19 protein-coding genes are annotated in these 21,896 nt (G+C 62.4%); 10 read left to right on the forward strand and 9 right to left on the reverse strand.

Going from position 1 to position 21,896, the window contains the following annotated elements:
- The first annotated feature begins 157 nt into the window (after positions 1-157).
- From AC2A1F_RS06165 to AC2A1F_RS06175, 3 genes are all read left to right on the forward strand, one after another.
- On the forward strand, positions 158-3,034 hold the full coding sequence (locus AC2A1F_RS06165) for a TonB-dependent receptor (protein WP_484207855.1): 2,877 nt from the start codon (positions 158-160) through the stop codon (positions 3,032-3,034).
- Positions 3,035-3,133: 99 nt separating this feature from the next.
- A complete protein-coding gene (locus AC2A1F_RS06170; protein ID WP_484207856.1) occupies positions 3,134-4,114 on the forward strand; it encodes an alpha/beta hydrolase in 981 nt (326 codons plus the stop codon).
- The gene (locus tag AC2A1F_RS06175; RefSeq protein ID WP_484207857.1) at positions 4,111-5,718 is read left to right on the forward strand and encodes a family 43 glycosylhydrolase; all 1,608 of its coding nucleotides are present in this window, start codon (positions 4,111-4,113) and stop codon (positions 5,716-5,718) included. Before AC2A1F_RS06170 ends, AC2A1F_RS06175 begins: the two co-directional genes overlap by 4 nt.
- A gap of 278 nt (positions 5,719-5,996) precedes the next feature.
- Here AC2A1F_RS06175 and AC2A1F_RS06180 read toward each other — a convergent pair whose 3' ends face one another.
- Positions 5,997-8,603 carry a TonB-dependent receptor gene (locus AC2A1F_RS06180; protein WP_484207858.1) on the reverse strand — a complete coding sequence of 869 codons (2,607 nt, stop codon included), beginning with the start codon at positions 8,601-8,603 and terminating at the stop codon, positions 5,997-5,999.
- Between the two features lie 194 nt (positions 8,604-8,797).
- On the opposite strand from AC2A1F_RS06180, the gene AC2A1F_RS06185 reads away from it, so the two are divergent.
- Genes AC2A1F_RS06185 through AC2A1F_RS06195 form a run of 3 tightly spaced genes read left to right on the forward strand, consistent with a single transcriptional unit; the run spans position 8,798 to position 10,141 of the window.
- Complete coding sequence (locus AC2A1F_RS06185) at positions 8,798-9,205, forward strand: MarR family winged helix-turn-helix transcriptional regulator (protein ID WP_484207859.1); 408 nt, start codon at positions 8,798-8,800, stop codon at positions 9,203-9,205.
- 43 nt (positions 9,206-9,248) lie between these two features.
- The gene (locus AC2A1F_RS06190) at positions 9,249-9,779 is read left to right on the forward strand and encodes a VOC family protein (RefSeq protein ID WP_484207860.1); all 531 of its coding nucleotides are present in this window, start codon (positions 9,249-9,251) and stop codon (positions 9,777-9,779) included.
- 11 nt (positions 9,780-9,790) lie between these two features.
- Positions 9,791-10,141, forward strand: a complete 351-nt coding sequence (locus tag AC2A1F_RS06195) for a Rieske (2Fe-2S) protein (RefSeq protein WP_484207861.1) — start codon at positions 9,791-9,793, stop codon at positions 10,139-10,141.
- Positions 10,142-10,221: 80 nt separating this feature from the next.
- Here AC2A1F_RS06195 and AC2A1F_RS06200 read toward each other — a convergent pair whose 3' ends face one another.
- Positions 10,222-10,683: a VOC family protein gene (locus AC2A1F_RS06200; RefSeq protein ID WP_484207862.1), complete on the reverse strand. Its 462-nt coding sequence runs from the start codon at positions 10,681-10,683 to the stop codon at positions 10,222-10,224.
- 243 nt (positions 10,684-10,926) lie between these two features.
- On the opposite strand from AC2A1F_RS06200, the gene AC2A1F_RS06205 reads away from it, so the two are divergent.
- Genes AC2A1F_RS06205 through AC2A1F_RS06220 form a run of 4 tightly spaced genes read left to right on the forward strand, consistent with a single transcriptional unit; the run spans position 10,927 to position 14,353 of the window.
- On the forward strand, positions 10,927-12,153 hold the full coding sequence (locus AC2A1F_RS06205) for an aromatic ring-hydroxylating oxygenase subunit alpha (protein WP_484207863.1): 1,227 nt from the start codon (positions 10,927-10,929) through the stop codon (positions 12,151-12,153).
- A 3-nt stretch (positions 12,154-12,156) separates the two neighbouring features.
- The gene (locus AC2A1F_RS06210; protein WP_484207864.1) at positions 12,157-12,960 is read left to right on the forward strand and encodes an SDR family oxidoreductase; all 804 of its coding nucleotides are present in this window, start codon (positions 12,157-12,159) and stop codon (positions 12,958-12,960) included.
- Positions 12,957-13,853, forward strand: coding sequence for an acyl-CoA thioesterase (locus AC2A1F_RS06215; protein ID WP_484207865.1), 897 nt, complete (start codon positions 12,957-12,959; stop codon positions 13,851-13,853). The genes AC2A1F_RS06210 and AC2A1F_RS06215 overlap by 4 nt, the downstream gene beginning before the upstream one ends.
- Complete coding sequence (locus tag AC2A1F_RS06220; protein WP_484207866.1) at positions 13,853-14,353, forward strand: MaoC/PaaZ C-terminal domain-containing protein; 501 nt, start codon at positions 13,853-13,855, stop codon at positions 14,351-14,353. Before AC2A1F_RS06215 ends, AC2A1F_RS06220 begins: the two co-directional genes overlap by 1 nt.
- 64 nt (positions 14,354-14,417) lie before the next feature.
- Here the strand turns inward: AC2A1F_RS06220 and AC2A1F_RS06225 are convergent, their stop codons facing one another.
- From AC2A1F_RS06225 to AC2A1F_RS06255, 7 genes are read right to left on the reverse strand one after another with little or no spacing between them, the layout of a single operon-like run.
- Positions 14,418-15,038 carry an FMN-dependent NADH-azoreductase gene (locus AC2A1F_RS06225; RefSeq protein ID WP_484207867.1) on the reverse strand — a complete coding sequence of 207 codons (621 nt, stop codon included), beginning with the start codon at positions 15,036-15,038 and terminating at the stop codon, positions 14,418-14,420.
- Positions 15,039-15,041: 3 nt separating this feature from the next.
- Positions 15,042-16,202 carry an acyl-CoA dehydrogenase family protein gene (locus tag AC2A1F_RS06230; protein ID WP_484207868.1) on the reverse strand — a complete coding sequence of 387 codons (1,161 nt, stop codon included), beginning with the start codon at positions 16,200-16,202 and terminating at the stop codon, positions 15,042-15,044.
- Positions 16,203-16,217: 15 nt separating this feature from the next.
- Complete coding sequence (locus AC2A1F_RS06235) at positions 16,218-17,639, reverse strand: dihydrolipoamide acetyltransferase family protein (RefSeq protein WP_484207869.1); 1,422 nt, start codon at positions 17,637-17,639, stop codon at positions 16,218-16,220.
- A 14-nt stretch (positions 17,640-17,653) separates the two neighbouring features.
- Positions 17,654-18,664: an alpha-ketoacid dehydrogenase subunit beta gene (locus AC2A1F_RS06240; RefSeq protein ID WP_484207870.1), complete on the reverse strand. Its 1,011-nt coding sequence runs from the start codon at positions 18,662-18,664 to the stop codon at positions 17,654-17,656.
- 12 nt (positions 18,665-18,676) lie between these two features.
- Complete coding sequence (locus AC2A1F_RS06245) at positions 18,677-19,651, reverse strand: thiamine pyrophosphate-dependent dehydrogenase E1 component subunit alpha (protein ID WP_484208182.1); 975 nt, start codon at positions 19,649-19,651, stop codon at positions 18,677-18,679.
- Between the two features lie 14 nt (positions 19,652-19,665).
- Positions 19,666-21,015, reverse strand: a complete 1,350-nt coding sequence (locus AC2A1F_RS06250; RefSeq protein ID WP_484207871.1) for an aromatic ring-hydroxylating oxygenase subunit alpha — start codon at positions 21,013-21,015, stop codon at positions 19,666-19,668.
- A complete protein-coding gene (locus AC2A1F_RS06255; RefSeq protein WP_484207872.1) occupies positions 21,015-21,896 on the reverse strand; it encodes an SDR family NAD(P)-dependent oxidoreductase in 882 nt (293 codons plus the stop codon). The genes AC2A1F_RS06250 and AC2A1F_RS06255 overlap by 1 nt, the downstream gene beginning before the upstream one ends.

Genomic DNA, 21,896 nt, shown 5'->3' on the forward strand with positions numbered 1-21,896 from the left:
AAGCCTCTGGACAAAAGCCGGATCGACTGTCGGTGCCCTGCGGGTTGCAGCATCGGCGCGTGGGAGCAGTGGTGCATTGGAAGGCTTGCCGCGATTGGCGCATGCCCCTTTGACACCGGTATCAATAGCCCCCAAAAGGGCGACGAGGGGATTAGGCATGCGTATTTCGGGTTCACGCGTTTCGCTGTTCAGGATGGCTTTGCTGGCCGGTGGTGCGTTTGCTGTAACAGGCACCGCCACAGCGCAGGATGCCGAACCACAAGCGCAAGTTGCAGAAGACGATGGGGCCGCCGATGCTGCTATCGTCGTCACCGGTTTCCGCCAGTCACTGCAGGCTGCGATCAACGTAAAGAAGAACGCGGTTGGCGCAGTCGATGCGATTGTTGCTGAAGACATTGCCAAGTTCCCCGATCAGAACCTGGCGGAATCGTTGCAGCGCATTCCCGGTATCTCGATTTCGCGTGATGCCGGAGAAGGCCGGGCCATCACCGTTCGCGGCTTGTCCAGCCAGTTCACCCGCGTGCGTGTGAACGGCCTTGAAACCGTTGCCACCTCCACCGATGGCGCATCTGCCAACCGTGATCGTGCGTTCGATTTCAACGTCTTTGCCTCGGAACTGTTCAGCTCCATCGTCGTGCACAAGACTGCCGAAGCCTCGCTTGACGAAGGCTCGCTGGGCGCGGTGGTCGATCTCAACACCGGCAACCCGCTGGCCGCAAAGGCCGGGTTTACCGGCGTTGCCTCGGTCGTCGGCACCTACAACGATCTGTCCAAATATGTCGGCCCGCGCCTTGCCGGGCTGCTCAGCTGGCGCAATGATGCCGGCACGTTCGGCGTATCAGTTTCCGCAGCCTACCAGAAGACCCGCGTGCTGGAATTGGGCAACAACACCGTGCGCTGGGCGCAGGCAGCATTCGACTCGGTTGATGGTGCGCCCTGCTTTACGCAAAGCGCAACCAATCTTGCCGGACGTCCGAACTCTGGCGGCACTTATACCAATGGCCGCGATGCTGCTTGCGACAAGGCTGCGCTGGCCTTTCACCCGCGCATTCCGCGCTATGGCGAAGTGAAACATGATCGCGAGCGTCTGGGCCTGACCGGCTCGGTCCAGTTCGCGCCAAGTGACGCCACAAAGTTCTCGATCGACGGGCTCTATTCGCGCTTCAACAACGACCGCAACGAAAAGTGGGGCGAAGTTCTGCTGCGCAGCAACGAACGCTCGATCGATGTGGTGAACCCGGTTTACGATTCCAACAACAACATGGTCTCGGCCACGCTCAACGATGCGTGGGTCCGCACCGAACATTACCTGCGCAAGAGCACGACCGAGTTTTATCAGGTGGGCGGCACCTGGGATCAGGACGTATCCGATAGCCTGCGCTTCACCTTGCTCGGCGGATTTTCCAAGTCGACCGCAGATATCCCTGTTGAAACGACGATGATCTTCGATGATCGTGATGCACAAGGGTACAGCTACGATTACACCGACATGCAGCGCCCGAAGCTGACCTTCGGCACGAGTGTAACGGACCCCGCCAACTTCCAGCTCGCTGAAATCCGCGACCGTCCCTCGAATGTCGAAAACCGCTTCAAGACCGTGCAGTTCCGCACCGAATGGGACGTGGCCGATGGCTTTACGGTAAAGGCGGGCGCGATGTGGCGCCGGTTCAACTTCGATACCGAAGCCTATACCCGCGATACGGCGGTGTGCGGCAATGGCGGGCTTGACCGCGTGCTGGGCACGATCACCTGCTCGGCCTCGTCGGTGTTCGGCCCGACCGCAGTCTATGGCATCCCCGTCACCGCACAGCTGGCCCAACTGTTCAATCTGGGCAATGCCGGGCAGCCAGCAGGCAACACCAATGCGTGGCTGGTGCCCAACCTTGATGCAACGACTGCGCTGACCGGGCTCTACAATCGCCCGCTGGTGGCCGATGCGGGCAACATCCGTGGCGTGCAGGAAACCACGAAGGGCGGCTACATCCAGTTCGATGGCAAGGGCGAACTGTTCGGCCTGCGCTATGCGCTCAATGCCGGTATGCGCTACGTGAAAACCGAACAGTCCTCCTATGGTCTGGTCAGCGGCGTGCAGGCGACGGTTGAGCGCGCCTATGACGACTGGTTGCCCGCAGCGAACCTTGCGCTTTACCCCGCTGATGACGTGATCATCCGCGGTGCCGTGGCCGAAGTGATCACGCGCCCCACGCTGGGCTCGCTCACGCCGGGCGGTTCGGCTGATGGCTTCAACTTCCGCGTCAACAGCGGCAACCCGTTCCTGCGGCCTTTCCGCGCGACCAATTATGACGTCGCCGTGGAATGGTACTTCGCCCCTCAGGCCCTGCTGTCTGTCGCAGGATTCATCAAGCAAATCGCCACGTTCACGCAAAGCTCGGTGGTGCCCGAAGCCACCTTTGCGCAGACCGGCCTGCCGGTTTCGGTGCTCAACCCCTCGTCCCCGGCGGTGCTGAACCCCGATCTGCTCAGCCAGCCGATCTGGCAGCTGACCACCATCGTCAATGGCGAAGGGGCCACGCTCAAGGGCGTGGAAGTGGCCGCGCAAATCCCGTTCAAGATCTTCACCGAAGGCTTCCTCGGCAATTTCGGTGTCCTTGCCAACGCCACGTACATCGATAGCAGTGCGACTTACACTCTTGCCGGGCCGGCAACCACTCCGCGCGGTGCGCTTGTCCCGGTCACGCTGACCAGCACGCTCGCCAACGTATCGAAGTGGGCCTATAACGGCACGCTGTACTATGATGACGGCAAGTTTTCGGCGCGCGTCATGGGCACCTATCGCAGCCGCTTCCATGAAGGCGCCAGCGGCACCGGCAACCTGCTCGAAGGCTATGGCAGCCAATTCAACCTTGATGCCTCGATCCGCTATAAGATCGCCGAATGGGTGGAGGTTTCGGTCGAAGGTAACAACCTGCTCGATACATATCGCTATCGCTTCACGGATATTGCTGCCGACCGTAACTATGAAAACAACCACTTCGGGCGCAACATCCTGATCGGGGCGCGCTTCAAGTACTGATCCCTAATCTACCCTGCCGGGCGCTCACCTCTCCCGCGCCCGGCCACAACACTCGGAGCCGCCATGACCAACGCCGCATCATTTGATCGCCGTTCGTTTATGGCGGCTTCCCTTTTGTTGGCAGGCGGGACGCAGCAGGCCCTTGCGCAAACGGCGGTGCCTGCGGTGCCCGGCGGCGCGCTGCCCCCCGGCCTGCCGCAACCGTCCGAAACGATTGACCTGTGGCCGAACGGCGCACCGGGCAAGCCTGCCAAAGCACTCACTGAAACCGTTCTCGAACGCTCAACCGACCGCCTCGTTACCGACCGGGCGGTCTACGGCATCACCGCCCCGCGCCTGGCGGTGTTCCGGCCCGACCGCCCCAATGGCGCGGCAGTGTTGATCACGCCGGGTGGTGGGTACAAGTGGGTGGTGGTGGACAAGGAAGGCTATGAAATGGGCCGCTGGCTGGCGGCACGCGGCTTTACGGCCTTCGTCCTGTTCTATCGCCTGCCCGGAGAGGGCTGGGCGGCCGGGCCGAACGTCGCCCTGTCCGATGCGCAGCGCGCCATGCGCCTGATCCGCCACCGCGCACGCGATTTTGCCGTGGACCCGGAGCGTGTTTCGGCGATGGGCTTTTCGGCAGGCGGCCACTTGTGCGCCGATCTCGCCACGCGATTTGCCACGAAGACCTATGAACCCATAGATGCTGCCGATGCGCTCTCTGCCAAACCGCACAGCGCCGCGCCGATCTATCCGGTTATCTCCATGACTGCCCCCGATGCGCACCCCGGATCGCGCGAGCTGCTGGTCGGCAAATCCGCCACTGCCGCGCGGGAAGCTGCGCATTCCCCACATCGCAACGTGCCGGGCGACGCGCCGCCATTCTTCCTGCTCCATGCCGAGGATGACGATGCCGTGCCGGTGAACAACACCCTTCTGCTGCGCGCGGCTTTGAAGGAAAAAACCATCCGCACCGAAACGCACCTGTTCGAATATGGTGGCCACGGCTTCGGCCTGCGCAAGGCCATTGGCAAGCCGGTAGAAGTCTGGCCCGAGCTTTGGCGCGCATGGGCGCGCACCACAGGGCTGGCGCTATGACGATCAACCGCCGCGATGCGATCAAGTCTGCGTCGATTTCTGCTTTCGGCCTTGCGCTCCCTCTTAACGCAAGCGCCAAAACTGTCCCGACGCCCCGTCCAATCTCCACGCACCGTCGGGGCTTCGACAACCAACGTATTGCCGACCAAGGCAATGGCACGTTCCTCAACCCCGTCCTGTCTGGCGATCGGCCTGACCCCGCCATCCTGAAGGACGGCAAGGACTATTACCTCACCTTCTCCAGCTTCGAGAGCTACCCCGGCCTGCTGATCTGGCATTCGCGCGATCTGGTAAACTGGCAACCGCGCAAGCCCGCGTTGCACAAGAACATCGGCTCGGTCTGGGCGGTCAGCCTCGAAAAGCACAAGGGACGCTATTTCCTCTACATCCCGGTCAAAGCCAGCCCAAAGAACGACATCTTCGTGATCTGGGCCGATCACATCGACGGCCCGTGGAGCGCCCCGGTCCCACTCGGCCTCCACGCCCATATCGACCCATGCCATGCCGTGGGTGAAGACGGTTCGCGCTGGCTGTTCCTCTCGGGCGGAGACCGCGTGCGCCTGACCGACGATGGCATGCGCACGGTCGGCCCGGTCGAACACGTCTACGATCCCTGGCGCTACCCCGATGAGTGGGACGTCGAAGGCTTCTCACCCGAAGGCCCGAAAATCCACCGCGTTGGCCAGTGGTTCTACATGATCACCGCCGTCGGCGGCACCGCAGGCCCGCCCACTGGCCACATGGTCATCGCCGCGCGGTCAAAATCTATCCACGGCCCATGGGAACAGCATCCCGGCAACCCGCTCGTGCGCACAACCGACATCCGCGAGGCATGGTGGTCCCGCGGCCACGCCAGTCTGGTCGAAGCGCCGGATGGTTCGTGGTGGAGCCTCTACCACGGCTTTGAAAACGGGTATTGGACGCTGGGCCGCCAATGCCTGCTCGATCCGGTGGAATGGACCGCCGATGGCTGGTTCCGCATGACCGGCGGCGACTTGGCACAGCCGCTGCGAAAGCCCAACGGCGGTGCCGCCCTGCCCCACGGCATGCCGCTGTCCGATGATTTCAGCACGCTGCAACTGGGCACCAAATGGTCGTTCTTCCGCCCTGCTTCTGATGAGGCCAGCCGGGTGCGCGTTGCCGACAACATGCTCTATTTCAAAGGCAAAGGCCTTGCCCCCTCCACTGGTTCCCCGCTGCTGCTGATCGCGGGCGACACGTCCTACCAGTTCGAATGCGATATCGATCTGGCCCCCGGTGCCACCGCAGGGCTGGTGCTATTCTATGATGACAAGCTCTATGCGGGGCTGGGCTTTGATGCAGAGCGCTTTGTCACGCACCAGTACGGCATGGAGCGCGGCCGCCCGGCCAACCCCCACGGCACGTCAATGCGCATGCGCGTGGTCAACCGCCGTCATATCGTCAGCTACTACACCTCGGGCGATGGCGGGCGCACTTGGCGCAAGTTTGATCGCGGCATGGAAGTATCGGGCTATCACCACAACGTGCGCGGCGGCTTTCTGATGCTGCGCCCCGGCCTCTACGCCGCCGGGCCGGGCGAAACGGAGTTCCGCAACTTCACCTTCACCGCGCTGGATGATTGATTAAGGTCATTCCATCCAAGAAAAAGGGTTTCGCGCAGAGGCCGCGGAGGAGGCAGAGACCGCAGAGAGGTAGAAGCGGCGGCGAAGCCGTCTCACGAATCCGGACGTTGCGTTTTGCGCGAGGCGATCGGGATAGAAGGACCTTCGGTCCGAAGCGTCATCTCTGCGTCTCTGCTTCCTCTGCGCCCTCTGCGCGAACCATCCTTTTTTCTGCTTTGGCCAAACAGCTTGGAGCCAGATGACGCCATCTGACTCCAAGCCATGCCATCATCCCTTCATCAGAACGTCCGCCGGACCGAGACGGACCAAGTGCGCGGCCGCCCCGGTTGGCCCGATGCGGTGCCTGCACCGAACGCTTCCTGCAGCAGTGTCAGGAAGTAGTACTTGTTGGTCAGGTTCTGCACTTCCAGCGTCACGCCCCAATCCTTGGCATCCGATTGCCAGCCCAGCCGCGCATTGGCGAGGAAATAGGGGGCGATGCGGTTGGACAGGCGCAGCGTGGTGATTGGCCCGCCACCGCCAGCATTGCTGAACGGCGAAGGCGTGGCCGGGCCGTTGGCCGGAACCGTGCTACTGACCGCCAGGCTGCGAAGATTGGCGGCTTCGGTAAAGATTTCAGACTGGTAGGCTCCATCAAGCCGCATGGTGACCATGCCCGACAGCACATCGGGAATATCATACTGCGCGCCAATCGCCGCCTTCCACTTGGGCGTATAAGGCGTCACATCGTTCAGCGTCACCCCGGTCGAGAGCGTGTCGACATTCTGGTACTGGAAATCGAGGTAGCTGACCGACCCATCGATGGTGAAGAATTCGGTCGGACGGAGCAGCGTTTCAACTTCAAAGCCCTTCACATGGGCGGAACCCACGTTGGACGGGCGCAGGCATGGCGTGGCCTGCGATGATCCGCCGGGGCCCGCTGTTGCCAGATCGAGGCAGTTCACGCTGCTCAAGATGATGTTCTTGTAATCGTTGAAGAACGCCGAAACGTTGACGCGCAGCTTGCGGTCAAACAGGTCAGACTTGAAGCCCACTTCATAGGCGGTGATGGTTTCGGGTGTAAACGCGGTCGCTTGGCTCGGGAAGAACGGACGCGGGTTTACGCCGCCTGCACGATAGCCGGTTGATACTTGGGCATAGGCCATGAATTCCGGGCTGAAACGATAATCGGCCGCAATGCGCCAATCGAGGCGGCTGTCCCGGAACTGCGCGGTCAACCCGTTCAGACCGAACAGCAGGCAGTTTGGCTGGTTGCCAAGCCCCACCGGCCCTGCGGTGGGCGCACCAAGGAAGAAGTTGCACGGCCCCTGAATCGCCGTTCCATCAGGATTGCGGCGGACATAACCGTAATCCTTTTCGTCCCACGATTGGCGGATACCACCGGTCAGGTTCGCCCCTTCGGCCAGCGCATAAGTGAAGTTGGCAAACAGCGCCTTGTTCCGGGCGGGCGTCGGATCAGGCCCGTGCAGGAAATCGATCCCGGCATAGTTCAGGTTGATGCGCCCGGTGTACGTGCCGCGCGTATCGAAGTAGAACCCGCCCACCGTGAAATCCAGCGCATCGTCCAGAACCTTGCCCGAAAGCCGCAGCTCCTGGCTCCACTGCTTGTTCTTCTGGATCTGGTTCAGGTTGTTGTTGGCAATCGGCGAACCGTCAGAGTCATAAGACCATTCAGCGGTATACTTGCGCCACGATGTGATCGATTTCAGCTTCAGCTGGTCGGACAGATCGATGTCGATGGTCAGCGCCAGACCATAGTTGTCAAGGTCCGACTTCGGTTCAGTGAACGTCGGCTTGAACGGCATCTGGCTGTCGGCCCGCGCCGGATCGGCATAAGTGGCATAGGAGATAAAGCGGCGGTCATACCCGGTGATGGTATCGCAGCTGTTCGCCCCGTTCGGCACGAACGCGCAATTGAGCGGCACCCCTGCGCCATTGGTGCCTTGCAGGAACGGACGCCCGCCGGTGAAGGTGGCATTGGGGCCGTCGAACACTGCCGATGTATTGGCATAGAGCAGCACATTTGCGCCCGGTTCATTGCGTTCGCGCGTGTAATCGCCGCTCAGGTTGATGTCGATGGTCTCGGTCGGCTGCCAGCGCAGGCTGATCTTGCCCGCCGCATAGGACTGCCCGCCCAGCGTGCCGAGTTCAGGATCGGCGCCTTGCGCAAAGGTCGGCACATTGGTGCCCGGATGCGTCAGCGCATAATCGAGCCGCTTGACATAGCCGTCGATGTTCTTGGTCACGCCAGCCACGCGCATGAACAGGTTGTCCGACAGCTTCAGATCGAACAGCCCGCGCAGATCCAGCCGATTGTAACGGCCATAAGTCGCCTCAAGCGATCCGGTGTTCGATCCGGTGGGCTTTTTGGAATAGAGCTTGATCGAACCGCCCAGCGAGTTGCGCCCGGCCAGCGTGCCCTGCGGCCCGCGCAGCACTTCCACGCGATCTAGATCGGTCAAGTCCAGCAGCGATCCGGTCAGCGTCGGCAGATAGACATCGTCGATGTACATGCCAACGCCGGGTTCCAGCGCAAAGTTCGGGTCGGTCTGGCCCACCCCGCGGATGAAGGCGATGATGCCGGGGCCCAATTCCTGCCCCTGCGGCTTCAGAGTCACGTTCGGCGCTTGGGCGGTGATTTCGGAAACGTTGGTCTGCCCGCGTGCTGCCAGCAGTTCCCCGCTGACCGCCGTGATGGCCAGCGGCGTATCCTGCAGGTTTTGGGCGCGGAACTGCGCAGTGACGACGATTTCGGCGTTCGAAGCTGGTGCGGCCTGCGTTTCTGAAGATTGGGGCGTTTCTGTCTGCCCTGCATCTTGTGCAAGCGCTGATCCGGCAAACGAAAAGGCAAGCAGGCTCACGCCCGCAAGAAGCTTTCTGGTCATCTTGTCCTCCCAAACCGGCACTTATTCGAGCCTGGCGGTGCGCCGATCTCTTATCCGGCCACAGCAACATAAGCCCGCCTTTGTGTTATAGTCAATAGCAACATTTGTTAGAAAATTAAGGCCCGGATACGCGCGGGTGAAATGCCAACTGCTTCCCTGATGCACATCGCGGGCGGGAATGTTAGACAGCCGTCATGAAGCACCCACTTGAACCCATGGTCGGCTTTCACCTTGTGCGCACGGCCAACCTGGCGCTGAAGATCGTGAATGCAAATTATGGCACCTTGCGAATCCGTCACCCCGATGCCGCCACCCTGATGGTGATCGAAGCCAATCCTGGTATTACGCAAAGCTCGATCGGGCGCATGCTGCGCATGGAACGGTCAAACCTCGTGCCGATCGTCTCGCGCCTCACCGAACGGGGCTGGATCGTTCGCGAACAGGGCGGGGGAAGGACCATCCACCTGTCGCTGTCGCCCGATGGCGCAGCCATCATGCCGCAAATCCACGCAGCATCGCGCGCGGGGGAAGAAGCAATTGCCGCCGCCGTGGGTGAAGCGGGCTATGCCAGGATGCTCGAACAGTTGCGGTTGATCCGCTGAACAGCGCAGAATAGGAAAACCGCATGAATCCCGTTACTTGCGCATGAATACGCTCCCCGTCCGGCAAATCGCCTTCTTTGTCGAGGATGTGCGCATCGCCGCTCGCGCCCATCACGCGGCCTTTGGATCGGGGCCGTTCTTTGTGGCCGACAACATCCCGCTGGCCCGCGCAGTGCATCGCGGGGTGGAGCGGGTGCTGGACCACACTTCCGCCTACGGCCAATGGGGCGATGTGATGGTGGAATTCGTCGCCCAGAACAATCCCGGCCCCTCCCCCTTCCGCGATCTCTATCCCGAAGGATCGGGCCGCTGGGGCATGCACCATATCGCCGTGTTTGCCGAAGATGTGGACGCTGAAATCGCAAGGTTTTCTGCAAGCGGTGCGCCTTGCGCACTGCGCGCGGAGATGACCGACGGGTTCATCTTCGCCTTTGCCGATACCACGGCCACGCTGGGGTTGATGACCGAGATCTATGCCCCAACGCGCACCCTGCTTGATTTCTATGCGATGGTCGCGCAAGCCGCCAAGAACTGGCGCGGTGGCGATCCGATCAAGACCATCCGCATGACCTGAGGATCATATTCGTGACCGACACTTGGCATACCCTTGTTTCCGAAGCCGAATTTCCCGCCGAGGGTAAGCTCGCCACCAAAATTGGCGGCTGGCACGTCCTGCTGGCCAAGACCGACGAAGGCATCTTTGCCGTCAACGATCGCTGCACCCACCAGGCGGCGCTGCTTTCCCCCGGACGCGTGCGGCGCGGCGCAGTGATGTGCCCGCTCCATGGCGCGCGATTCGATCTGAAGGACGGGAAATGTATCGGCGGGGCCTACAAGGATCTGCGCAGCTTTCCGGTGCGGATCGAAGACGGCATGATCGCTGTTTGCGTACCCGATGCAGCACCCGCAATGGACGAGCTTCCGGTCGTGCTCTGAAGCGGTAAGGTGCGCCTAGGTGCAGTTAAGTGCATCTAGGTGCTGTTCAGGATGCTGCTGATGTTACGGCAAAAAACCGCTCATCCAGCCTGCCACCACGCCTCCATCATCGGCTGCAATTCGCGGCCAACCAGTTCGATCACCGGCCCCCCTTCGCGCACCAGATAGGCCATGCTACCATAGCGGTGCTTGGGTGAAGCACCTGCCATGATGATCTCCCACCCTTGCCCGACGAAGTCTTCCACCGCATCGCCCAGATTATCGACCCACACACCGATGTGCGATCGGTCCAGCGCGCGCATCTGATCATAGGGCGATCCGGGCTGCGCTTCGACCAGTTCCAGCCTGATCGGGCCCTGCCGCGCATAGGCCACCTTCAGCCGCGCTTCACCCCGCCCGCCTGCCGGTGACCACACTGGCAGCGGATCGAACGCGCGCACTGGCGTCCAGGCAACCGGCGCAGCCTGTGCTATCCCCGCCATGGCCGCGTCGATATCGTCGACGATCAGCCCATGGTGAAAGATTCCCGCAAGGATGTTCATGGCGCTTCCTTCAAAACCTTTCTGCACGATGCCTGTGGGCTGGCCTTTGCACAAGCCCGCAAATTGGCCAGCGCGCAATGCAGATTCGTTGCCCCGGCACCAGAGAAATACCTCTAACTATCTATAATGCATAAATATTTGTCAGGCTTGCATCTGCGCCTGCGGTAATTTACAAGCATACATGTCTGTTTTTAATTTTCAGAACATACGCCCCAGAACATAAGTTTAGCGGAGTTGGAAACCATGCTTGATCCGGCCATCAACGTTGGACACGCCGAAGACCTTGCCCGCATGGATTGGGAGCGGGACCGCAAGGACGCGCCCGAGGGCTTTCCGGCGCTGCCGACTGTCCCTGCCGCTCGCTATGTCGATGCCGATTTCCTCGAACTGGAACGGACGGGCATGTGGAACAAGGCATGGCTCTATGCCGGGCATGTGGACCAGTTGCCCGAGCCGGGATCCTGGTTCCTGACGCGCAACACCGGCACGCCTATCGTCGTATGCCGCACGCTTTCGGGCGAGGTGAAGGCGTTCTACAACACCTGCAAGCACCGCGGTGCGCCGCTGGTGAAGGAAGACGCAGGCACATCGCGCGGGTTCGTCTGCGGCTATCACGGCTGGAGCTACACGCTCGATGGCAAGCTGACCGCCGTGCGCGACAAGCGCGATTTCCCCGATTTTGATATGGCCTGCCATTCGCTTTCCGCCGTGCGGTGCGAGTTGCTCGGCTCGCTGATCTTCCTCAACTGCGATCCGCAAGCCCAGCCGCTGATCGAACATATCGGGCCGATGGCCGCGCATCTGGAGGAACTGCAGCTGGAAACGCTGCGGCTGGTCGATAGCCGCAGCTATGAGGTGGATTGCAACGTCAAGGTGCTGCTCGATGCGTTCCTTGAGGTCTATCACCTGAAATCTATCCACGAAAACACCGTGGACCGCTTCCTCGATCACCGCGCGATGATCATCACGCTCTGGCCCAATGGCCACAGCCGCATGGTTACGCCCAACCGGCGGCCAGACTGGGTTGACCCCGGCACCAAGGGCATGCCCGAAATCCCCACGGTTTCGGAATTCACCGCCAAGAACAATATCAGCTACAACATCTATCCCAACTTCATCATGCCCCCTGCCCCCACCGGCATTCCGCTGCTGCAGTTCTGGCCGCTGGGCACGCGACGCACCCGCGTGGTGTCAAGCTGGGTGGCGCCCGATCACGATCCGGCCAATCCCAACCCGCTGTGGGAAACGCGCATCAAGAACTGGGAGCGCATCCTGTACGAAGACCTGCAATTTGCCCCGCAGATTCAGGAATCGGTCGAAGGTCCGGGCTTTCAGGGCATGTCGCTCAACTATCAGGAGCGGCGCATCTATCACTGGCACGAGGAACTCGACCGCCGCATTGGCATAGACAACGTGCCCGAAGCGGCGCGGGTAAAGCCGGTGCTGGCGCCCTATATCAAGCAGGTGTGACGGGTGGCAACGCTTGAAGGTAAGGTAGCCGTCGTCATCGGCGCGGCAGGCCACGGCAACATGGCGCAAATCATCGCGCGCAAGTTGGCAGCCGAGGGGGCCAAGGTCGTCGTCGCAGGCCGTGCGCCCGAGGCGCTGGAGTCGCTCGCGCAGGACATCGGCGGGCTGGCAGTGAGCCGGTGCGACATTTCCAATGAGGCCGATCTGGCGCGTCTGGCAAGCAGCGCCGTGGAGCATTTCGGTGGCTTGGATATTGCGGTGAACGCCACCGGGTGGGGCCTGCTCAAGCCCTTCCTTGAAACCACGCGCGAGGATATCGAGCGCATGGTGGCGCTGCAGTTGACCGGGGCGATGCTGTTTTATCAGGCCATGCTGCGGGTAATGCGCGATGGCGGGTCGCTGGTGCAGATTTCATCGGCCACGGCATCGATCATGCTGGAAGACCACGCGATCTATATGGGCACCAAGGCAGGGGCGGATCACATTATCCGCTGCGTTGCCAACGAGTTCGGCAAGCGCGGCATCCGCGCCAATTCTGTCGCCCCCGGATTCACCGCCACGCCGATGACCGGCAAGGCCAGCACCACCCCCGGCCTGATCGAGGCCTTTGCCTCCGAATATCCATTGGGCCGCGTAGGGACCAGCGAAGACGTGGCCGAGGCTGTGGCATGGCTGTGCAACGATGCCTGCTTCATGACCGGACAGGTGCTGCAAGTGAACGGCGGGCTGACCTTGCGCCGCAATCCCACCAATGCCGAAATCGGCGCATCGGTACGCGCGGCGCGCAAGGCGGCGGCGCAGGCGTGACCAATCCCTTTCCCGACGATCCCGATCTGGAACGCGAAGCAATCTTCAATTTCGAACAAGTCGGGCCGGATGCTTTTCACACCCGGCCTTTGCCCAGCGGTTTGCTGCGGCTGTACGGCGGCATGATCGTGGCGCAGGCGCTGGCCGCGATGCGCGCCACGGTGCCGCAGGACAAGGACGCCCATGCGCTGCACCTGTTCTATCAGCGCGCCGGGCTGATCGACCGTCCGCTGGATTTCACGGTGGAACGCGATACCGATGGCCGCAGCTTTGCCCAGCGGCGCGTGGCCGTGACGCAGGATGGCGTGCCGGTGGCCTATGCCATGGGATCGTTTCAGGTGGCAGAGGAAGGTGCCGCGCATCACGAAGCGATGCCCGCCGTTGCCGGGCCGGAGGGGCTGGAGCCGCTGCCCGCCATTTTCGCGCGCGCCATGGACGATGTGCCCGCGCGCCACCGCCCCTTCTGGTGCCGCCGCCAAATGTTTGAATGGCGGCCGGTCGAACATTTCCCGATCCGCCTTGCCACGCCGCAGCCAGCGCAACGCCACTTTTGGCTGCGCGCCAATGCCACGGTCGATGCGCCGCTGCATGTCCACCAGCGGCTGCTGGCCTATGCCAGCGACACGCACATCATGCAGACCGGTCTGCGGCCGCTGGGGATTGCCTGGACCGACGATCATCTGCAGACCTCCAGCCTTGATCACGCAATCTGGTTCCACAATCCGTTCCGCGTGGATGACTGGCTGCTCTATGCGCTCGATAGCCCGGTGGCATCGGGCGCGCGCGTTATGGGCACTGGCAAGTTATTCCGGCGCGATGGCACGCTGGTGGCCACGGTGGCACAACAGGGGCTGGCGCGGATGCTGGATGTGCCGCGCGAAGGGAAAATCTGATGAGCGAAACCGACCTTTCACCGCTGGGCATGCCGTGGCTGTGCTTTGAAGACTTGGCCGTGGGGCTGAAACGCCAATCGGCCACACGCACGGTGACCGAAGCAGAAATCGTGGAGTTTGCCCGCGCTTATGATCCGCAGTGGTTCCACACCGATCCCGAAGCGGCGCGCGCATCTGTGTTCGGGCAAGTGGTGGCCAGCGGCATCCATGTTCTGGCGCTGTGGCGGCAGTTAGATCACACGATCAACAGCGACATCGACTTCGTTTGCGGCGTGGGCTGGGAACACTTGCGCCTTAAACGCGCGGTGCGCGCGGGCGATACGATCTATGTGACCAGTGAGATCATCAGCCTGGAACCATCGCGGAGCGGCAAGGCGCGTGGCACTGCAATCACCCGCTATGCCGTGCTGCTGGACGATGGCACCGAATGCGTCACGTTCGAAAGCATCAACCTCGTCTATACGCGCGAGGGGCGCAGCAGGGATGCTGGGGGCAAATGATTCTCTCAACCTAACTCCGTTCGTGTCGAGCCCTTCGACACGAACGGGGGGGGGGGGAGTTAAATTAGCTTGCAAGCGCAGTCGCCAGCGCATCTGCATCGGCATAGGCGCGCTGCATCGCGGCTTCCACATCCTCAGGCGTGCCATACGTAGGCCGCACCTGCACTTCGTGGACGTCAGTAATGCCGATGAACCCCAGCCACGCCTTCATGAACGCCGTCTGGAAATCCAGCTCTGCGCCGGGTTGGCCGGGCCGGATATCGAGCGCGCCTGAACAGACCAGAATCGCGCGGCGTCCGGCGGCAAGGCCGGTGACGCCGGTGGCGTCGGCGGTGAAGGCAAGGCCGGGCTGGGTCAGCACATCAATGTACTGCTTCAGCCGCCACGGCACGCCGAAGTTCCACATCGGCACGCTGAACACATAGGTATCGAACGACAAGAAGTGTTCGACCGTGCGCCCAATGCCTTCCCATGCTTCCACCACTTCGGCGCGCACTTCGCGGCCCTCAATCAGGTCATAGCGGCCTTCTATGGTCGTGCCGTCGAAGGCTGGCAGGGCGGCACTGGCAAGGTCCAGCGCCTCCGCTTGCGCCACGCCTAACCGTTCGATCAGCCGCCGCGCCACCATGTCTGACCGTGAGCGCACCCCGCGCGGGCTGCCCAACACGTGAAGCAAGCGTTCCACCTGTTAGCGCCGCTGATCGAAGCGGCGGCCCAGCATGGCGCCGGCGATGTTCGTCTTCTGGATATCGATGGCTCCGCCCGCGATGCCCCAGCCCCAACTGTCACGCAACCGGCGCTCCATCGGGAAGTCCTTGGAATAGCCATAGGCACCCATCAGCTGCATCGCATCGCCGGTCACTTCACGCGCAATGGTGTTGGCAAAGCATTTGCCGGTGGAGCTGTGCAGCACCGATGGCAGGCCATCCTGCGCCAGCGATGCCGCGCGCCAGATCAGCAGGCGGGCGGCCTCCACCTTCATGTGCATTTCGGCCAGCTTCATCTGCACCGCCTGAAATTCCACGATCGGCTTACCGAACTGCTTGCGCTCCTGAACATAGGCGCTGACATCTTCCAGCGCGCCCGAGGCCTGGCCCAGCGCCATCGTGGCATTGCCGCAGCGTTCCAGATCGAACGCTTCCATCAGCTGCTTGAACCCGCCTGCGGGCACGATCACGTTGGCCGCCGGAATCTCGCAATCGTCGAAGTTGAGGTCTGACGAAGGCACGCCGCGAAAGCCCATCAGTTCCTCGTTCGGGCCAAAGCTGAGGCCGGGGGCGTCCTTTTCCACCAGCACTGCGCCAATGCCCTTGGCCCCCGGTGCATCGGACAGGCGGCAATAGACGACATAGGCATCGGCATGGCCCCCGCCCGAACACCAGCGCTTGGTCCCGTTGAGGATGATCTTGTCACCGCGCTGTTCGCCGCGCGTTTTCAAATCGGTCAGCGCGCTGCCGGCATCGGGTTCGGACATCGAAACCGCCACGATCATCTCGCCTGCACACACTTTGGGCACGACGCGACGCTTCAGCTCGTCAGACCCGAAGTGTTCGATCGCGCGCACCGGGCCGACCGAGGATTCGAAGATCGGGAAAGCCACGGCCGAGGAAATCTTGGCAAATTCCTCCAGCACCACCAGCGCCTCGACATTGCCGAGGCCCAGCCCGCCAAGATCGGACGACACATTGATGCCAAGGAAGCCCATATCGGCATAGCGCTTGATCAGCGCGTGACTGGGCGGGGTATTGTTCCGCTCGCACTCAGCGGCAATCGCGGGAAGTTCAGCACGGGCAAATTCGCGCGCGGCTTCCTGAAGCTGGCGCTGTTCTTCGGTCAGGGCAAAGTTCATTTGAGGATTCTCCGGTCAGGCCAACAGATCAGGCTGTTCGATCAGGCTGGCCAGCGCCGCCATGAAACGCCCGGCATCTGCGCCATCAATCGCGCGATGATCACAGCTTAGCGAAAGGTTGAGGACGGGCACGATGCGGATGGCTCCGGCATCGTCGATGGGTTCGGGCCGCGCGGTGCCGACGGCAAGGATTGCGCCCTGCGGCGGGTTGATGATCGCATCAAACTGCTCCACCCCAAAGCTGCCGAGGTTGGACAGCGAGAAGCTGCCGCCTGCGATTTCTTCGGGGCGCAGTTTGCCAGTGCGGGCCTTTTGCGCCAGCGCCTTCATCGCAGCGGCAATCTGCGCCAATGACAGGTCATCGGCCCCGAACACGATGGGCGTTACAAGGCCACGATCAGTGGCGACGGCCACCGAAATGTCGGCCTGCGCAAAGCGGTGGATGTCGTTGCCGTGGACCTGAATGTTCACCGCTGGCACTTCCAGCAGCGCCAGCGCACAGGCGCGGATCAGGTAGTCGTTGACGCTCGGCTTGTCGCCCGTGGTGGCGGCGCGATGCGCCAGCAGGCGGTCTGCTCGCACGCGGCGGCGGACGTAGAAGTGCGGGATCTCCTGCTTGGACTGCGTGAGCCTGCGCGCGATGGTTCGGCGCATCGAGGACATTGGCTGCACATCTGGTGCGCCTGCGGCTGCCGCCACTGGCGCTGCGATCACCGGGGCCGAAACCGGTTCCGGCACCACGACCGGCGCAGCATTGGCGACCGCCGCCAGCACATCATCGCGGCGCACGCGGCCACGGGGGCCGGTGCCGGTGATCTTGGCCAGATCGATCTCATGCAGCAGCGCCAGACGGCGCGCGACCGGCGTTGCCTTGACCGGGCCTTCGGGCAGGAGCGGGAACACACCGACGAGCGCGGGTTGGGCCGGAGCGCGCGCGGCCTGCGCCACGTCTTGCGCTGAGATGCGGCCGTTGCGTCCGCTGCCCTGCACCGTGGCCAGATCGACGCCCAAGGCCTTGGCCTGTTCCAGTGCGGCGGGGCTGATCGCAAGGCCTTCAGGCACGACTATTTCCGGTGCGGCAGGCGCAGCGGTGGCAACAGGTGCTGCCGGTTCGCCCGCATCGGGATCGAAGCTGGTGTCAGAGGCGCGGAAGCCCGCAACCAGCGCATCGATTTCTGCCGCACTCGCCTCGCCACCGTCCGACAGCACCGCCAGCAGGGCGCCCACCGGATAGGTCTCACCGGCCTTGGCCAGAATGCGCACAAAGCGGCCGTCGGCTTCGGCTTCCACCTCGTTGGTGATCTTGTCGGTTTCGATCAGGGTCAGCACGGTGCCGCGCGTGAAGGCGGCGTTTTCGGCCACCATCCATTCGGCAATCGTGCCTTCGGCCATCTCGATGCCCCATTTGGGCATGGTGAACGCCTTGAGCTTGGCCATGGCCCGCCCCCCGCTCAACGGAACGCGAGAGTGCGGCGGACCGCGCTCTCGATCGTCAGTGGCGAGGGCAGCCATGCCCGTTCCAGCCCGCGCGAAAACGGGATCGGCGCGTGGGGGCCGGTGACCATTTCGGGCGGAGCCTTAAGGCTGGTAAAAGCGCGCGTGGCGACGAGTGCCGAAATATCAGCGGCAAGGCTGCAGCGCGGCGGGCTTTCATCCACCACCACCAAGCGGCCGGTCTGCTCCACCGAATCAAGGATCGCGTCCTCGTCCATCGGGCTGGTGGTGCGCAAGTCGATCAGATCCACACCGATGCCATCGGCTGCCAGCTTGTCAGCCGCTTTTTCGGAAAAGTTGACCATGCGCCCGCAGGCCACCACGGTCACATCGCCGCCTTCGCGCACCATCCGTGCCTGGCCGAAGGGGACGCGATAATCGCCATCGGGCACTTCGCCCTTCACGCCATAAAGCGCTTTGTGTTCGAAAAACATCACCGGATCATCGCCGCGCAAGGCTTCAGTCAACAGGCCCTTGGCATCGGCGGGCGTCGTGGGAAGAACGACCTTCAGCCCCGGCATGGCGGTAAGCAGCGCATAGACCGACTGGCTGTGCTGCGCCGCCGTCTGCATCCCCGCGCCATAGACCATGCGCACCACGGCGGGGCACTTGGTCTTGCCGCCGAACATGTAGCGGAACTTGGCCATCTGGTTCCACAACTGGTCAAGGCTGACACCAACGAAATCGGCAAACATCAGCTCGGCGACCGGGCGTTTCCCCGCAAGCGCTGCGCCAGCGGCTGCACCGATGATCGCGCTTTCTGAAATCGGTGTGTCGATCACCCGGTTGGGGCCGAATTTCTCCCATAGGCCGCCGGTCGTGCCCCAGATGCCACCGATTGCCTCGGGGCCGCCCGCAGTGCCGTTACCGCCAACAACGTCTTCGCCCAGCACAAGGATGTCGGGATCGCGCTCCATCTCTGCATGCAAGGTGCGCAGGATCGCTTCACGAATGTTCATCACCGCCATGATCGCAAATCCTCAGTAATATTCGGCGTAAACGTCGTCGGCGACAGTCGCCGGATCGGGATCGGCGGCAGAGCGGGCTTCGGCCACCACGGCGTCGATCAGCGCGTGAACCTCGGCATCGATGGCGTCCATCTCGGCCTCTGTCAGCAGCCCGGCTTCGGTCACGGTCTTGCGGAAAGCCTTCAGGCAATCGCGCTCGTCTCGGATGCGGTCCAGCTCTCCGGGGCCGCGATAGCGCTGCGGATCGCCTTCGAAGTGGCCATAGAAGCGCTCCGTATCCAGCTCGATCGCGGCAGGACCATGCCCTGCGCGCACATAGTCCAGCAGCTCGCGGAATTGCTCATAAGTATCGAAGAAATCGCAGCCATTGGCACGCCACACTTTCATTCCAAACGCCTCGGCGCGGCTGGCAATGTCGAGCGAAGTGCCGACCGCGTATTCCACGCCGGTATGTTCGGAATAGTGGTTGTTTTCGAATACGAAAATCGCCGGAGCCTTGGTCACCACGGCCATGTTCATGGCCTCGAACGTAGTGCCCTGATTGCACGCACCATCGCCCGAAAAGGCAATGCCCACCCGGCCCTTGCCGTCCATCTTGGCCGCAAGCGCCGCGCCGACTGCCTGCGGTGCGCCGCCGCCGACAATGCCGTTCGCGCCCAGCATGCCCACGTCCAGATCAGCAATGTGCATCGAACCTGCGCGCCCCTTGCACAGGCCATCGGCGCGGCCATAGATTTCGAGCATCATGCCCCGCACATCGCAGCCCTTGGCGATGCAGTGGCCATGGCCGCGGTGGGTGGAGACGATCTTGTCCTCCACCGTCAACTGATCGCAAATGCCCACGGCCACGGCTTCCTGTCCGCAGTACAGATGCGTGAAGCCGCCGATTTCGCCGGTCTTGATCTCTTCGTGAAGCCGCTCTTCAAAAGCGCGGATCGTGCTCATGCGCCGATAAGCGCCCAGCAGCTGGTCGTGGCCCAGTTGCAACATGGCAGTTCCTCTCAGATGTCGTCCGGGCCTTTGCCGCCGGGACCATAGATGTAATCGTCCAGCACCTTGTGGAAGTGCCGGATGCGCAGTTCCTGTTCGCCGATCCACAACCCCGGAAAGCTGTCAGACTTCATGCCCAGCTGCACGGTGGGCAGGTTGTAGGCATCCTGATCGAGCACCTGGCCGATGGAGCGGTCCCCATGCTTGAAGTGTCGATGCTTGACCCGCTCGGGCCATTCCTCACCCTGCGGCACCAGTTCGAACACCCACACGTCATAGAGCATCTTGTTCGGATCGGTGGCGTGGGGGCGCTGGCGGAACATCATGATGTCATCGGCGTGGACATTCAGCGCCACGTTGGGGAAGATCATGTAGTGGTAATCGTCGGTCAGCTGATCGTCGTTCAGCGCCGAATAGTCCTTTCCCTGTGCGGCCCCATGCTTGCGCTTGAACAGCTGCACATCGCGGCGGATATCGCCCACGCGGCCTTCGTATTCGGCCGGGTCCATCCCCGCGTTGCGCATGATTTCATCAATTGCAGGCGGTATCTGGCTGGGCATGGCCACGCGCGGAGAGATGGTGGCAAACGGGATCAGATAGCGGTTGTGCCGTTCGTAGCAGTCGATCTGCACGTTCACGTCATCAAGATACCACAGCAGCTGCGGGTGAATGCCCTGCACATGATAAGTCTCGTTGAAGGCATCGACCGAGGCCTTCCAGTTGCAATCCCACTCCACCGTCACGTCGCGCGACCAAGCCATCCGTTCGGGATGATAGGGCTCCAGATGCTCTTTCATCGGGGCGATGTAATCGTCGAACGGTTCAACCTGCGGGTTCAGCGAATACCAGACGAAGCTGTTCCATTCCACGCAGGGCAGGCTGGGCAAGGTCATGCCCGGAGGCCCGCCTTGCTGGAACGTGCACAGATCAGGCAGCCGCTCAATCGCGCCATCCAGCCCATAGGTCCAGTGGTGGTACATGCAGCGAAACTGTTCGGCATTGCCCAGCCCCTCGGGCCGCAGCCGGTTGCCGCGATGCAGGCAGACATTGGGGAAGCAGCGGATCGATCCATCGTGCTGGCGCACGATCAGCACTGATTCCTTGCCGATGTCGGTGCAGATATAATCGCCCGGTTCGGGAATATCGTCGGCCCGGCCGCCCAACAGCCAGACCTTTGACCAGATCCGCTCCCACTCCAGCTTCATGAACTCTTCGGAGTAATAGCGTGCCGCCGGGATCACATCGGTGCCAAGATCAGGATCGGGCGCCTTTTCCACCGGCGTGCCGCCCGCGTACGCCGCAGGATCGACGCGGATCACGTCGACGACGCGCTTCACATCCATCCGTGCAGTGTCCCACATCAGAAGTGCGTCCGGTTGGTAAAGCCGCCGTCGACCACCAGATGCGAACCGTTGCACCAACTGGCCGCTTCACTGGCGAGGAACACGATAGCGCGCGCCACTTCCTCGGGCCGCCCCAGCCGCCCCGATGGCTGCTGGCGCAGTTGCGAATTGTAGAACTTTTCCATCGTGCCCTTGATCATGTCCCAGTTGCCGCCTTCAAACTCGATGGGGCCGGGGGAGACCACGTTCACGCGGATGCCGTCCTTGCCATGGGCCAGCGCAAGCTGCTTGCCATAAGTGATCAGCGAGGCCTTCATCGCGTTGTAGGCCTGCGGGCCGCCCATCGCTTCAAGCGCCGAAGTGGTTGCGACCAGCACGATCGAACCGCGCTGCTGTTCAGTCATCTTGGGGATCGCCGCCTCAATCGCGCGGACGGGGCCGAGCACGTCGGTTTCAAAGGCGTTGTGCCAGTACTTTTCGCTGCCGATGCCGCCGCTTGCAGAGCTCAGGGGGATCAGCACGTCCACGCCATCGAGCGCTTCAATCGCCCATTCCATCCACGCCTTGTATTCATCGGCGCGCTTCACGTTGACCGGCTTGCCGATCACTTTGGTGCCATAGCGCGAGAGCGAAGCGACTGCGTCCTTCACCGAATCCTCGCCGCGTGCGCTAAGCGCCACATCGCAGCCTTCACGCGCCAGAATTTCGGCCACGGCATAGCCGATGCCGCGCGCACCGCCGACAACGATGGCCTTCTTTCCTTGCAGCCCGAGATCCATGTCCTGCCCTTTCAAACGTCCAAACGTGAAGATCGGGCGGACCAGCCTGTCCGGCACACTGGCCGAACCGCTATCCTTGATGCACCGCGCGCCATAGCTGGCACTGCGGATGCGCATCAT

The organism is Novosphingobium sp. HNCC26BN242 (assembly GCF_057180525.1).

What these genes read in the sequence shown, in the direction of transcription:
- AC2A1F_RS06230 (WP_484207868.1), bottom strand. Translation starts at nt 16,202, where the DNA reads ATGAACTTTGCCCTGACCGAAGAACAGCGCCAGCTTCAGGAAGCCGCG.
- AC2A1F_RS06250 (WP_484207871.1), bottom strand. Translation starts at nt 21,015, where the DNA reads ATGTGGGACACTGCACGGATGGATGTGAAGCGCGTCGTCGACGTGATC.
- AC2A1F_RS06175 (WP_484207857.1), top strand. Translation starts at nt 4,111, where the DNA reads ATGACGATCAACCGCCGCGATGCGATCAAGTCTGCGTCGATTTCTGCT.
- AC2A1F_RS06255 (WP_484207872.1), bottom strand. Translation starts at nt 21,896, where the DNA reads ATGATGCGCATCCGCAGTGCCAGCTATGGCGCGCGGTGCATCAAGGAT.
- AC2A1F_RS06235 (WP_484207869.1), bottom strand. Translation starts at nt 17,639, where the DNA reads ATGGCCAAGCTCAAGGCGTTCACCATGCCCAAATGGGGCATCGAGATG.
- AC2A1F_RS06185 (WP_484207859.1), top strand. Translation starts at nt 8,798, where the DNA reads ATGAAGCACCCACTTGAACCCATGGTCGGCTTTCACCTTGTGCGCACG.
- AC2A1F_RS06220 (WP_484207866.1), top strand. Translation starts at nt 13,853, where the DNA reads ATGAGCGAAACCGACCTTTCACCGCTGGGCATGCCGTGGCTGTGCTTT.
- AC2A1F_RS06180 (WP_484207858.1), bottom strand. Translation starts at nt 8,603, where the DNA reads ATGACCAGAAAGCTTCTTGCGGGCGTGAGCCTGCTTGCCTTTTCGTTT.
- AC2A1F_RS06170 (WP_484207856.1), top strand. Translation starts at nt 3,134, where the DNA reads ATGGCGGCTTCCCTTTTGTTGGCAGGCGGGACGCAGCAGGCCCTTGCG.
- AC2A1F_RS06200 (WP_484207862.1), bottom strand. Translation starts at nt 10,683, where the DNA reads ATGAACATCCTTGCGGGAATCTTTCACCATGGGCTGATCGTCGACGAT.
- AC2A1F_RS06205 (WP_484207863.1), top strand. Translation starts at nt 10,927, where the DNA reads ATGCTTGATCCGGCCATCAACGTTGGACACGCCGAAGACCTTGCCCGC.
- AC2A1F_RS06165 (WP_484207855.1), top strand. Translation starts at nt 158, where the DNA reads ATGCGTATTTCGGGTTCACGCGTTTCGCTGTTCAGGATGGCTTTGCTG.
- AC2A1F_RS06190 (WP_484207860.1), top strand. Translation starts at nt 9,249, where the DNA reads ATGAATACGCTCCCCGTCCGGCAAATCGCCTTCTTTGTCGAGGATGTG.
- AC2A1F_RS06240 (WP_484207870.1), bottom strand. Translation starts at nt 18,664, where the DNA reads ATGGCGGTGATGAACATTCGTGAAGCGATCCTGCGCACCTTGCATGCA.